The organism is Azotobacter salinestris (assembly GCF_009363155.1).
Lineage (GTDB): Bacteria > Pseudomonadota > Gammaproteobacteria > Pseudomonadales > Pseudomonadaceae > Azotobacter > Azotobacter salinestris.
On record NZ_CP045302.1, the window covers coordinates 2,346,820 to 2,359,212 of the forward strand.

The following is a 12,393-nucleotide window of genomic DNA, read 5'->3' on the forward strand; positions in this document are numbered from 1 at the left end:
GAACGGCATTGCAGAGCGACGGCCGGCCATCAGGCCGGTTGCCGCTGCGCCTTGTCGTTCTCCAGCGCCAGGCAGCCGAGCAGGGTCCTGAGCACCGGCACCGGCTCGCCGTAGCGCTCGGCGATGGCGATCGGCGCGGCGAGCAGCGCCTCGGTCTCCAGGCGGCGACCGGCCAGACGGTCCTGCAGCATCGAGGTGCGCGTGCCGCCTACCTCCTCGGCGCGCCGCACACGGACCTCGGGGGTCATGCTCGGCGGATGACCGTCGCGCTCGGCCAGGCGGGCGATTTCCGCCATGCCGGCGAGCAGCACCGCGCGGGTGCGCGGCGTGCGCGCCAGCTCGCCGACCGTCGCCCCGGTGATCGCGCTCAGCGGGTTGAGGGTGACGTTGCTCATCAGCTTGGTCCACACCTCGCGGCGGATGTCCGCCGAACTCTCGGCCGGAATCCCGGCCGCCTGCCAGAGGGCCACCAGCGCCAGCAGCGGCGCGTCCGGCTCGCCCTGCACCCGCGCGCAGATGTAGCGGTCGCTGTCGGTGCGGCGCACGCGGATGCGCCCGGGCGCAGTGCGCTCCACCGCATGCTGCACGACCAGCGCCACGCTACGCGCCAGAGGCGGCGCGCCGGCGATCTCGCCGTCGCGGTGCGACCACCACCAGGGGATGCCGTTCTGCAGGAAGACGTACTCGGTGGCGGCATCGCCGAGGGCCGTCAGGCGCGGCAGCAGCTCGTCCAGGTCGTGCGACTTCACCGCGACTATGACCTGGGCGAAGGGGCCCCGCAGTTCGTCGAGCGGCACATGGCGCACCGCCGGGGCCTGCCAGGACTCGTCGCCCTCGGCGCTGACGCCGCCCGCCTGCGCGCCGGCGCCCGGGCGTAGCGCCACCGTCACGGCATGCCCGGCCAGGCTCAGGCGCCCGGCGAGGTAGAGGCCCAGGCTGCCGCCTCCGACGACGGCGATGGATGGTTCCGTGGACATGCGTGTTCTCCTTGCAATGGGCCGGCGACGGCGTGGTCCGCCCCGCCGGCGGGGGAAGTCAGAAGGGCGAGAAGGCCTCGACCGGCAGGCGCAGGGGAATCCGCTCGCGCACCTGCGGCAGCAACTCGCGGCCGAATTCGAGCGCGTCGGCGAGCGGGTCGAAGCCGCGCACCAGGAAGCTCTCGACGCCGAGGCGGTGGTAGGCGGCGAAGGCTTCGGCGACCTGCCTCGGGGTGCCGACCAGGGTCGCGGAGTCGCCGTCGAGGCCGCACCACAGGCAGTCGTCGAACACCTGGCCGTGCGAGGCGAAGGGCAGGAGCCGGCCGGCCCGCGACCAGGCCTCGGCCTCGCTGGCGCCGAGGATCACCCGCAGCGAGAGGCCGAAGCGCACCGCCCCGGCGCGCCCCTCGCGCGCGGCGGCGGCGCGCACCATGCCGATGCGCACGGCGATGGTGGCGAGCGGCTCACCGATCATCACATAGACGTCGGCATGCCGGCCGGCCAGCCTGGCTGCGGCCGGCGAGGCGCCGCCGCAGTGGATCGGCAGGCGCGCCTGCAAGGGGCGCAGGGCGGCCTGGTGGCCCTTCACCCGGTAGTGGCGGCCGTCGAAGTCGAAGGGCTTGGTGCCGCTCCAGGCGCGCCGCAGCAGGGTCAGGTACTCGTCGCTGCGCGCCGGCCAGTCGCTGCGGTCGAGAAAGTCGCCGTCGCGTTGCGGCATCCCGTCGTCGACCAGGCGCAGCGCCACACGGCCGTCGCTGAAATGATCGAGGGTGGCGAACTGGCGCGCCGCCTCGGTCGGCGCCAGCAGGCCCGGCCGGTGCGCCACCTGCAGACCGAGCCGGCGGGTCTGCTGGGCGACGTGGGCAGCCACCTGCAGGCCGTCCGGGGCCGCATCGTGCCAGCCGATCAGCGCCGCGTCGAAGCCGCCGTGCTCCAAGGCACGGGCGCAGGCGCCGAGGTAGGCCCTGTCCAGCGGCACGGCGCCGGACGGCAGGGGTTTGCGGATCTCCCGCGCGGGGAGGACGCCGATGAATTCGAGGCGGCTGACGCTGAGCATGCTGCGGCTCCGATAGGCGAATGTGCGGAAGGGAATGCTGGAGCGGGAGCCTACTGAGCCGGCTCGTTAATATCCAAAAACCATTATTCATATGGTTATAAAGATCTTCATGTTCTAAGAAGCCACCAAGCCTCCTCTTCGCCATCGGCCCGACGGGCAATACAGGCCCCTACCGGGCCGCCTTCCATGGCCGGCGTACCCGCGCCCGGCGAACCTTCTTTCCTCGCCCGCCCTACCGGCATGGCGATGGCCTGTCTTTACTCCAGCGGACAAGCACAGCGCATTGGCCGATGCCGACGGAACGGTTTGCCGGGCAGCCAGGCGCCGAACCGTCGCCCGAATCGCACCTCGAATCCTTATCGCTCGCCGTTCCGGAGCCGCCGCCATGAGCTTCATCGACTGGACCGCCGTACTCAGCTCGCTTCTGCTCATCCTGGCCCTGGGCTCGGCCTATCTGCGCTGGCTTCCGGTGACCACCTCGGTGGTCTGCCTGGGCTTCGGCCTGGCGATCGGGCCACAGGGCCTGGGCCTGTGGCACGAGGCCTTCCAGGAGGTCGCGCCGTGGATGGAGCACCTGACCGAGGTCGCCGTGCTGGTCTCGCTGTTCGTCACCGGCCTCAAGCTGCGCCTACCGCTGCTGGACCGCGCCTGGCTCAACGCCTACCTGCTGGCCGGCCCGATCATGCTGGTGTGTATCGCCGGCACCAGCCTGGCCTGCCGCTACCTGTTCGGTCTGGACTGGGGCAGCGCGCTCTTGATCGGCGCCGTGCTGGCGCCGACCGACCCGGTGCTGGCCGGCCTGGTCCAGGTGGTGCACGCCCGCGATTTCGACCGGGTGCGCTATGCCCTTTCGGGTGAGGCCGGACTCAACGACGGCACGGCCTTCCCCTTCGTGGTGTTCGCCCTGCTGTTCATGCAGCACGGCGGCCTCGAGACCGACTGGCTCGGCGGCTGGGCACTGCACCGGCTGCTCTGGGCAGTCCCGGCCGGCCTGGCGATCGGCTATTACCTCGGCCGGCAGATCGGCCGCCTGTCCATCTACCTGCGGGCCAAGTACAGCGACAGCATCCTCTCGCCCAACGACTTCCTCGAGCTGGCGCTGATCGGCATGGCTTACGTGCTGGCCGACCTGGCCGGCGCCTGGGGCTTCCTCGCGGTGTTCGCGGCCGGCGTCGGCCTGCGCCGCGCCGAGGTGTCCTCGTCCCGGCACGCCGCCATTCCCGCCGAGGAGCGCACCCTGCCGGTGATCGGCCACCTGGGCGGCACGGTCTCGCCGAGCGGCCGGCTGGACCCGCGCAAGCTGTCCAATCCGACCTTCGCCGCGGGCGTCCTGATGCGCGACATGCTGGCCTTCGGCAATCTGCTCGAGCGCTCGCTGGAAGTGCTGCTGGTGACCCTCCTGGGCGTTCTGCTCGCCACCCACTGGGATGCCCGGGCGATCGGCCTGGGCCTGGTCCTGTTCTGCCTCATCCGCCCGCTGAGCGCGCGCCTGCTGCTCGACCGCCACGGGCTCAGCCGGGCCCAGGGCTTTCTGATCGGCTGGTTCGGCATCCGCGGCATCGGCAGCCTCTACTACCTGAGCTATGCGGTGAACCACAGCACCACGCCGGCCGCGCTGCACGACAGCGTCGACATCACCCTGTCGGTGATCGCCCTGAGCATCCTGATCCACGGCGTCACCACCCAGCCGCTGCTCGACCGCTACGAGCGCCAGCGCTCGCAGGAGCCCTGATCAGCGCGGCGTGCGAAAGAACGCCTTGGCCTCGCGAAAGCAGGCCTCCGCCAGCGGCGAGCGCGGCGCCGCGCGGCGGATGATCAGGCCCAGCGGGGCGAGGGTGTGAGCGTCCTCGATGGGCGTCAGCCGCAGATGCTCGGACTCGCGCTCGAAGCCGCCCTCGAGGGGGACGATGCCGCAGCACAGGCCGGCGCCGACCGCGCGCACCAGCAGGTAGACGGCATCGGTTTCCAGGCGCAGGTTGGGGGTCAGGCCGTGGCGGCGAAAGCCGTGGTCGATCGACTGGCGGAAGTGCATGCCGGTCGACAAGAGGCCCAGCGGCAGGTCCGCCAGCTCCGCCCAGCCCAGCGCCGGCGCGGCGAAGTCGAAGCGCCGCGGGTCGTGCAGCAGGCCCATGTGCACCTCGGTCAGCGGGTGGGCGTCGAACAGCACGCGGTCGAGCTGTTCGAGATAGGAGATGCCCAGATCGAGCTGGTTGCGCCCGAGCTGCTCGAAGATCTGCTCGCTGCTGAGCACGCAGATCCTGAAGCGCAGGCTGGGATGCAGCTCGGCGAACAGGCCGACCAGATTCACCGGGTCGAAGCCGGCCAGCGGCACCACGCCCAGGCGCAGGGTGCCGACCAGTTGGCCGCGGCAGGCGGCGGCCTCGGCGTGCAGGCCTTCCTCCGCCGCCAGCAGGGCCCGCGACCAGGCCAGCACGCGCAGGCCGGCCTCGGTGAAGCCCTCGAAGCGGTGGCTGCGGCGGATCAGCTCCAGGCCCAGCTCCGCCTCGAGGTCGCGGATGCGCATCGACAGGGTCGGCTGGGTCACGTGGCAGCGAGCGGCGGCCTGGCCGAAATGCCGGGTCTGTTCGAGGGCGACGAGGAATTTGAGCTGCTTGATGTCCACGCGACGGCCTTTGCTAGGGTCTGTTGACGTTTTGGCGTGAGCCGCGTTGCCGCGCCAAATGCCGCCAGGTTAGGCGCGGGTCGCCGGCAATGGTCATTCCCTTGCCAAGACCCGCAACGCCGCATGGCGGCATTTGACGCGCAACCCATAGGGACGGGGCCCGTTTGGCGCAGCACGGCGTCGCTCGTCGTTCATTTGGAATGACCAAACTTCTCTCCTCGTTCCTTGTTTTGCGCCAAACGGGCCGCCGTCGCGGCCTACGCCAAAACGTCAACAGACCCTGTAACCAGGCGCCAGCTTGCCGGCAATCGTCCCAGGAGAAAAGCACGCCAGTGCCTGGAAGCGTGCACGATTCCTGCAAGCGATACGTCAGTCGAGAGTCGGTCATCCATTACCCGCCGTCGTGGGAAATAATGGATGACAGGCCCCACCCCATCCGTCGAGCGCATTCTCATGCAACTGCCCTCCTTCCTCCGCCGTCCGCGCTGGCGCAGCCTGGCGCTGCTCGCCCTGCTGCTGGCGCCGCTGCTCTGGCCGCTGCAGCAACTGGCCGAGCGCTATTACCTCGGCGAGCTGCTGCAGCAGAACCGCCAGACCCTCGACCTCTACGTCGCCAACCTGCTCGGCACCCTGCGCCGCTACGAGGTGTTGCCGCAAATCCTCGGCGACCTGCCGGCGCTGCACAACGTGCTGCGCCAGCCCCAGCAGGCCGAGGCGATGGCCGAGGCCAACGAGTTGCTCAAGAAGATCCGCGAGCGCACCGGCGCCGACTCGCTGTACCTGATGGATGCCAGCGGCCTCGCCCTGGCCGCCTCCAACTGGGACCAGCCGGACAGCTTCATCGGCCGCAACTTCGCCTTCCGCCCCTACTTCAGCGAGGCCATGGCCGGCCGCCAGGGACAGTTCTTCGGCCTCGGCACCACCTCCGGCAAGCGCGGCTACTACTTCGCCGCCGCGGTGCGCAACGGCGGCGAGCCCCTCGGCGTGCTGGTGGTCAAGGTCGACCTCGACCGTACCGAACAGCTCTGGGGCAATACCCCCGAACGCCTGCTGACCACCGACAAGCACGGCGTGGTGATCCTCACCTCGCACGCCGACTGGCGCTTCCGCGCCACCCGGCCGCTGGAGGCCGGCGAGCTGGCCGAGATCGCTGCCAACCTGCCCTACCCGACCCGCGATCCGCAGCCGTTGCAGTTGAACTCCAGGGACTGGCTGATCCAGCAGCAGCACATCGAGGAAACCGGCTGGACGGTGCAGATCCTCGCCCCGCGCACGCTGCTCGAACGCTCGGTGCGCGCCGTGCTGGTCAGCGGCAGTGCCGGGCTGCTGGTGCTGATGCTGCTGCTCGGCCTGCTGCTGCAGCGGCGCCGCCACTACCTGGAGCGCATCGCCCTGGACAGCCGCACCCGCCAGGAGCTGGAGCGCCGCGTGCAGGAGCGCACCCAGGATCTGGAAGACCTCAACCAGCGCCTGAAGCGCGAGGTGCTGGAGCGCGAGCAGGCCCAGCAGGAGCTGGTCCGCGCCCAGGACGACCTGGTCCAGGCCGGCAAGCTCTCGGCCCTCGGCACCATGAGCGCGAGCATCAGCCACGAGCTCAGCCAGCCGCTGGCGGCGATCCGCAGCTATGCCGACAATGCCGGCGTGCTGCTCGACCACGAGCGCTATCCCGAGGCCCGCGACAACCTGCAGCAGATCAGCCAGCTGACCAAGCGCATGGCGCTGATCATCGCCCACCTCAAGGCCTTCGCCCGCCGCGACCGCCAGGCCCCGGAAAGCGTCGCCCTGCAGCCGGCGCTGGAGGACGCCCTGGCCCTGCTCGCCAACCGCCGGCGCAGCCTGGAGGTGGAGCTGATCCGCGACCTGCCGGACGCCACCCTCTGGGTGCAGGCCGGCGAGACGCGCCTGCGCCAGGTGCTCGGCAACCTGCTGGCCAACGCCCTCGACTCGCTGGCCGACCGGGCGCCGCCGCGGCGTCTGTGGCTGAGCACGCGGATCCTCGACGACGGGCGCATCAGCCTGAGCCTGCGCGACAACGGCCCGGGCTTTTCCGCCGAGGCCCTGGCGCGCGCCCGCGAACCTTTCTACACGACCAAGACCACCGCCCGCGGCCTGGGCCTCGGCCTGGCCATCTGCGACAGCCTGGTCAACGCCCTGGGCGGCGAGCTGTTGCTGGCCAACCAGCCGGGCGGCGGCGCACTGGTCACCCTCAACCTGCAGCCGGCCACCAGCGCGGTCGGCGCCCAGACCGTGGAGGACTATCCATGACCGTCGATGCCACGACCCAGGTGCTGCTGATCGACGACGACCCGCACCTGCGCCAGGCCCTCAGCCAGACCCTCGACCTGGCCGGCCTCAAGGTCTGCGCCCTGGCCGATGCCCGCGGCCTGGCCGAGCGCATCGACCGCGACTGGCCGGGGGTGGTGGTCAGCGACATCCGCATGCCCGGCATCGACGGCCTGGAGCTGCTCGGCCAGCTCAAGGCGCTGGACGCCGGGCTGCCGGTGCTCCTGATCACCGGCCACGGAGACGTGCCGCTGGCGGTGCAGGCGATGCGCGCCGGCGCCTACGACTTCCTGGAGAAGCCCTTCGCCAGCGGGGACCTGCTCGACAGCGTGCGCCGCGCCCTCGACCTGCGCCGCCTGGTGCTGGACAACCGCAGCCTGCGCCTGGCGCTGGCCGACCGCCAGGAACTGGCTTCCCGCCTGCTCGGCCAGTCGCCGGCCATCGCCCGCCTGCGCGAGCAGATCGGCGCCCTGGCGGCGACCAGCGCCGACGTGCTGATTCTCGGCGAGACCGGCAGCGGCAAGGAGGTGGTGGCGCGCGCCCTGCACGACCTGTCGGCGCGCCGCGACGGGCCCTTCGTGGCGATCAACGCCGGCGCCCTGGCCGAATCGGTGGTCGAGAGCGAGCTGTTCGGCCACGAGGCCGGCGCCTTCACCGGCGCGCAGAAGCGCCGCATCGGCAAGTTCGAGTTCGCCAACGGCGGCACCCTGTTCCTCGACGAGATCGAGAGCATGAGCCTCGACGTGCAGGTCAAGCTGCTGCGCCTGCTGCAGGAGCGGGCGGTCGAGCGGGTCGGCTCGAACCAGCTGATCCCGCTGGACATCCGGGTCGTCGCGGCGACCAAGGAGGACCTGCGCCAGGCCGCCGACCAGGGCCGCTTCCGTGCCGACCTCTACTACCGGCTGAACGTCGCGCCGCTGCGCATCCCGCCGCTGCGCGAGCGCGGCGAGGACATCCTGCTGCTGTTCCAGCACTACGCCGACGCCGCCAGCGCCCGCCACGGTCTGCCGCCGCGCAGCCTGCAGCCGGAGCAGCGCGCCCAGCTGATGCTGCACCCCTGGCCGGGCAACGTGCGCGAGCTGCAGAACGCCGCCGAGCGCTTCGCCCTCGGCCTGGAGCTGGGCCTCGGCCCGGCTCCGGGCCAGACCGCCATGGAGCCGCCGGTGGCCGGCGGCCGGCTCACCGAGCAGGTGGAAGCCTTCGAGCGCGCGCTGATCGCCACCGAGCTGAGCCGTCCGCACGGCTCCCTGCGCAGCCTGGCCGAAGCCCTCGGCATACCGCGCAAGACCCTCCACGACAAGCTGCGCAAGCACGGCCTGAGCTTCGCCGATGGCGGAAACCCGCCAGATGACGCCGCCTGAGCGGCGGATTGCCGCCACCGCCCGGAAAGCCTTACGCCAGAGCGGTCGACGCACCGACGACCGCGCCCGAAGGGCTTCGGCGTCCGCCTTGCCACCAGGCAGGCAGACAGACGGCAACCCGGGCGTTTGCCCAACACCCGGCCGCCCGCCACAATGCGTTGCCTTTTCCTTGAATCAGAGGTTGCAGTATGCGTAGAGCACTTTCCGTTCTGAGTCTGAGCCTTCTGCTCGCCCAGGGCGTCATGGCCGGCGACGGCACCAAGGCAGCCCTGGGCGGCGGCGTGGGCGGCGCCCTGGGCAACGTCATCGGCCAGAAGCTCGGCGGTAGCACCGGCGCCGCGGTTGGCGCCGGCCTGGGCGCGGCGGCCGGTGGCGCCGTCACCGCCAGGGATGGCAAAAAGACCAAGGCGGCCATCGGCGGCGGTCTCGGCGCCGCAGGCGGCTCGCTACTCGGCAACAAGCTCGGCGGCAGCACCGGCGCCACCATTGGTGCCGGTCTGGGCGGTGCGGCCGGCGGCGCCATCGGCACCAACGTAGGCAGTTCCAGGCACCGGCACGACTGATCGTCCCGGCTGCACGGCAAGGCCTGCACACCGCAGGCCTTGCCCATGCCCCAGCGCCCCGGCCGGGGCGCGGGCAGGACGCCCGGCGGCGAGATTCCGCCGGGTTCCCACCATCGCACTGGCGGATTTCCGCCAGGCGGCCCCACCGAACATCCCTGCGGTCACCGCACGCACCATTGCCGGGGCCGCCGGGCTCGCCGTCACACCCTCTGCGAAGACAGCGGAGCCAAGCCGCGCTGGCATGGCAATTGCTATGGCCCTTCCCCGGCAAGCACAGAGTCTGTCGAAGGCCTCCTGCCGACCCACCGGCAAATGCCGCCTAGACTTGTCCTGAGCGCTTGCCCGAGCCCCGCGTCCGGGGTCGCCAACAATCACAACAAGCAAAAAAGGAAGTATCCATGCTCAGGTTGACTGCCAAAGCACTCGTCTGTGCCCTCTCCGTCGGCCTTGCCGGTCTGGCCCAGGCCGCCGACCCCGTGGTCATCAAGTTCTCCCACGTGGTGGCGGAAAACACCCCCAAGGGCCAGGGTGCCCTGATGTTCAAGCGGCTCGCCGAGGAACGCCTGCCCGGCAAGGTACGGGTCGAGGTCTACCCGAACTCCTCGCTGTTCGGCGACGGCAAGGAAATGGAGGCGCTGCTGCTCGGCGACGTGCAGATCATCGCCCCCTCGCTGGCCAAATTCGAGCACTACTCCAAGGGCGTCCAGGTCTTCGACCTGCCGTTCCTGTTCGACGACATGGCCGCGGTCGACCGCTTCCAGGCCAGCCCGGCCGGCCAGGGCCTGCTGAGCTCGATGGAAAGCAAGGGCATCACCGGCCTCGGCTACTGGCACAACGGCCTGAAGCAGCTGTCGGCGAACAAGCCGCTGTACGAGCCGAAGGACGCCCGCGGCCTGAAGTTCCGCGTGCAGGCTTCCGCGGTGCTCGAGGAGCAGTTCAAGGCGGTGCGCGCCAACCCGCGCAAGATGAGCTTCGCCGAGGTCTACCAGGGCCTGCAGACCGGCGTGGTCAACGGCGCCGAGAACCCCTACTCGAACATCTACAGCCAGAAGATGCACGAGGTGCAGAAGTACATCACCGAGTCCAACCACGGCCTTCTGGACTATATGGTGATCACCAACACTAAGTTCTGGAACGGTCTGCCGGACGACGTGCGCAGCGAGCTGCGCAAGATCATGGACGAGGTCAGCGCCGAGGTGAACAAGCAGGCCGACGCCCTCAACCAGGGCGACAAGCAGCGCATCCTGGCCGCCGGCACCACCGAGATCATCGAGCTGACCCCCGAGCAGCGCGCCAAGTGGCGCGAGGCCATGCAGCCGGTGTGGAAGAAGTTCGAAGGCGAGATCGGCGCAGACCTGATCAAGGCCGCCCAGGCCGCCAACCAGCCCTGATGTCCCGCGGATAGCCCCGCCGGGCGGGTCGGCTGCAGCGTCGTCACCCGCCACGGGGCCCGCTCCTGGTCCCCCTACCGGAGACACCTGCCATGCATGCCCTGCGTCAGGTCTGGGACCGCTTCGAGGAAGGTTTCATCGCCTTCCTGCTGGCGGCCATGACCCTGGTGACGTTCGTCTACGTCATGCTCAACAACCTCTACGCCTTCTTCTACGCCCTGGGCGACCGCTTCGCGTTCGCCAGCGACTTCTTCTACGCCCTCGGCGACCCGATCCTCGAGTGGGCTCAGGCGATGACCTGGAGCAACGCCCTGACCAAGGCGCTGTTCGCCTGGCTGATCTTCTTCGGCCTGGCCTACGGCGTGCGCACCGCCGGCCACATCGGCGTCGACGCGCTGGTCAAGCTGGCCAGCAAGCCGGTGCAGCGCATCATCGGCCTGATCGGCTGCCTGGCCTGCCTGGCCTATGCCGGCCTGCTCGGCGTGGCCAGCTTCGAATGGGTGAAGACCCTGTTCGACGCCGCCATCGGCGCCGAGGACCTCGGTCACTTCGGCATCCAGCAGTGGCACATCGGCCTGATCGTGCCGCTGGGCTTCGCCATGGTGTTCATCCGCTTCATGGAGATCTTCGTGCGCATCCTGAAAGGCCAGCAGACCGGCCTGGGCCTGGCCGACGAGGCCGCCGAGGCGGCCAAGCTGACCGACCACGAGGAACTGAGAAAATGACCATCCTGTTCCTCTTCCTCGTCCTTTTCGCGCTGATGTTCATCGGCGTGCCGATCGCCGTGTCCCTGGGCCTGGCCGGCTCGCTGACCATCATGCTGTTCAGCCCGGACTCGGTGCGCTCGCTGGCGATCAAGCTGTTCGAGACCTCCGAGCACTACACCCTGCTGGCGATCCCCTTCTTCCTGCTGGCCGGCGCCTTCATGACCACCGGCGGCGTGGCGCGCCGGCTGATCGACTTCGCCAACGCCTGCGTCGGGCACATCCGCGGCGGCCTGGCGATCAGCGCGGTGCTGGCCTGCATGCTGTTCGCCGCGCTGTCCGGCTCCTCGCCGGCCACGGTGGCGGCGGTCGGCTCCATCGCCATCGCCGGCATGGTGCGCTCGGGCTACCCGCAGGCGTTCGGCACCGGCATCGTCTGCAACGCCGGCACCCTGGGCATCCTGATCCCGCCCTCGGTGGTGATGGTGGTCTACTCCGCCGCCACCGAAACCTCGGTCGGCAAGCTGTTCATGGCCGGCGTGGTGCCGGGCGTGCTGCTCGGCACGGTGCTGATGGTCGCCATCTACATGGTCGCGCTGAAGAAGAACCTGCCGGCGCTGCCGCGGGCGACCTTCCGCGAGTGGCTCTCCGCGGCGCGCAAGGCGATCTGGGGCCTGCTCTTGATGGTGATCATCCTCGGCGGCATCTACTCGGGAATGTTCACCCCCACCGAGGCCGCTGCCGTGGCGGCGGTCTACTCCGGCTTCGTCGCGCTGTTCGTCTACAAGGACATGACCCTGCGCGAGGCGCCCAAGGTGATTCTGGAGTCGGGCAAGCTGTCGATCATGCTGATGTTCATCATCGCCAACGCCATGCTCTTCGCCCACGTGCTGACCACCGAGCAGATCCCGCAGACCATCACCGCCTGGGTGATCGAGATGGGCCTGTCGCCCTGGGCCTTCCTGCTGGTGGTGAACATCGTGCTGCTGGTCGCCGGCGCCTTCATGGAGCCCTCGGCGATCATCCTGATCCTCGCGCCGATCCTCTTCCCCATCGCCGTGAAGCTGGGCATCGACCCGATCCACCTGGGGGTGGTCATGGTGGTGAACATGGAAATCGGCCTGATCACCCCGCCGGTGGGTCTCAATCTGTTCGTCGCCTCGGCGGTGACCGGCATGCCGATCGGCCGGGTGATCCATGCCGCGATGCCCTGGCTGCTGATGCTGCTCGGCTTCCTGCTGGTCATCACCTACGTCCCGGCTATCTCCCTGGCCCTGCCCAACTGGCTGGGAATGAGCTGAGTCGCCACGCAACCGACCCTTGCCTTTGCCCGGCCCTGCGCCGGGCTTTTTTTCGACCTCGCCGCGCCGGGCAGCGAAAGGTTCGTCGCCCCTGCCCGGCGAAGGCGGCCTGGATGCTCAGGGAGAGACAGCC

Annotated in this window: 10 protein-coding genes; 7 read left to right on the forward strand and 3 right to left on the reverse strand. The window is 70.0% G+C overall.

From position 1 onward, the window contains the following. Nucleotides 1-29: 29 nt before the first annotated feature. Nucleotides 30-977 carry a ketopantoate reductase family protein gene (locus tag GCU53_RS10940; RefSeq protein ID WP_152387641.1) on the reverse strand — a complete coding sequence of 316 codons (948 nt, stop codon included), beginning with the start codon at nt 975-977 and terminating at the stop codon, nt 30-32. Between the two features lie 58 nt (nt 978-1,035). Continuing rightward, nucleotides 1,036-2,034: an LLM class flavin-dependent oxidoreductase gene (locus GCU53_RS10945; protein WP_152387642.1), complete on the reverse strand. Its 999-nt coding sequence runs from the start codon at nt 2,032-2,034 to the stop codon at nt 1,036-1,038. A gap of 385 nt (nt 2,035-2,419) precedes the next feature. Between GCU53_RS10945 and GCU53_RS10950 the strand changes: the two genes are divergently transcribed. Further along, nucleotides 2,420-3,766, forward strand: coding sequence for a cation:proton antiporter (locus GCU53_RS10950; protein ID WP_152387643.1), 1,347 nt, complete (start codon nt 2,420-2,422; stop codon nt 3,764-3,766). Here GCU53_RS10950 and GCU53_RS10955 read toward each other — a convergent pair whose 3' ends face one another. Further along, on the reverse strand, nt 3,767-4,657 hold the full coding sequence (locus tag GCU53_RS10955; protein ID WP_152387644.1) for a LysR family transcriptional regulator: 891 nt from the start codon (nt 4,655-4,657) through the stop codon (nt 3,767-3,769). A 453-nt stretch (nt 4,658-5,110) separates the two neighbouring features. Here GCU53_RS10955 and GCU53_RS10960 point away from each other — a divergent pair, with 453 nt between their 5' ends. The 6 genes from GCU53_RS10960 to dctM all read left to right on the forward strand — a co-directional run bounded on the left by GCU53_RS10960 (nt 5,111) and on the right by dctM (nt 12,260). Next, nucleotides 5,111-6,922 (forward strand): sensor histidine kinase, encoded by a 1,812-nt coding sequence (locus GCU53_RS10960; RefSeq protein ID WP_152389860.1) that lies wholly within the window; start codon nt 5,111-5,113, stop codon nt 6,920-6,922. Further along, nucleotides 6,919-8,301, forward strand: coding sequence for a sigma-54-dependent transcriptional regulator (locus GCU53_RS10965; protein ID WP_152387645.1), 1,383 nt, complete (start codon nt 6,919-6,921; stop codon nt 8,299-8,301). Before GCU53_RS10960 ends, GCU53_RS10965 begins: the two co-directional genes overlap by 4 nt. A 188-nt stretch (nt 8,302-8,489) precedes the next feature. Continuing rightward, nucleotides 8,490-8,864 carry a bacteriocin gene (locus GCU53_RS10970; protein WP_152387646.1) on the forward strand — a complete coding sequence of 125 codons (375 nt, stop codon included), beginning with the start codon at nt 8,490-8,492 and terminating at the stop codon, nt 8,862-8,864. Between the two features lie 398 nt (nt 8,865-9,262). Further along, entirely contained in the window at nt 9,263-10,255 is a 993-nt protein-coding gene (gene dctP, locus GCU53_RS10975; RefSeq protein ID WP_152387647.1) for a C4-dicarboxylate TRAP substrate-binding protein DctP, read from the forward strand. 92 nt (nt 10,256-10,347) lie between these two features. Next, complete coding sequence (locus GCU53_RS10980) at nt 10,348-10,980, forward strand: TRAP transporter small permease (RefSeq protein ID WP_152387648.1); 633 nt, start codon at nt 10,348-10,350, stop codon at nt 10,978-10,980. After that, a complete protein-coding gene (dctM, locus tag GCU53_RS10985; RefSeq protein WP_152387649.1) occupies nt 10,977-12,260 on the forward strand; it encodes a C4-dicarboxylate TRAP transporter large permease protein DctM in 1,284 nt (427 codons plus the stop codon). Before GCU53_RS10980 ends, dctM begins: the two co-directional genes overlap by 4 nt. The last annotated feature ends 133 nt before the right edge of the window (nt 12,261-12,393 follow it).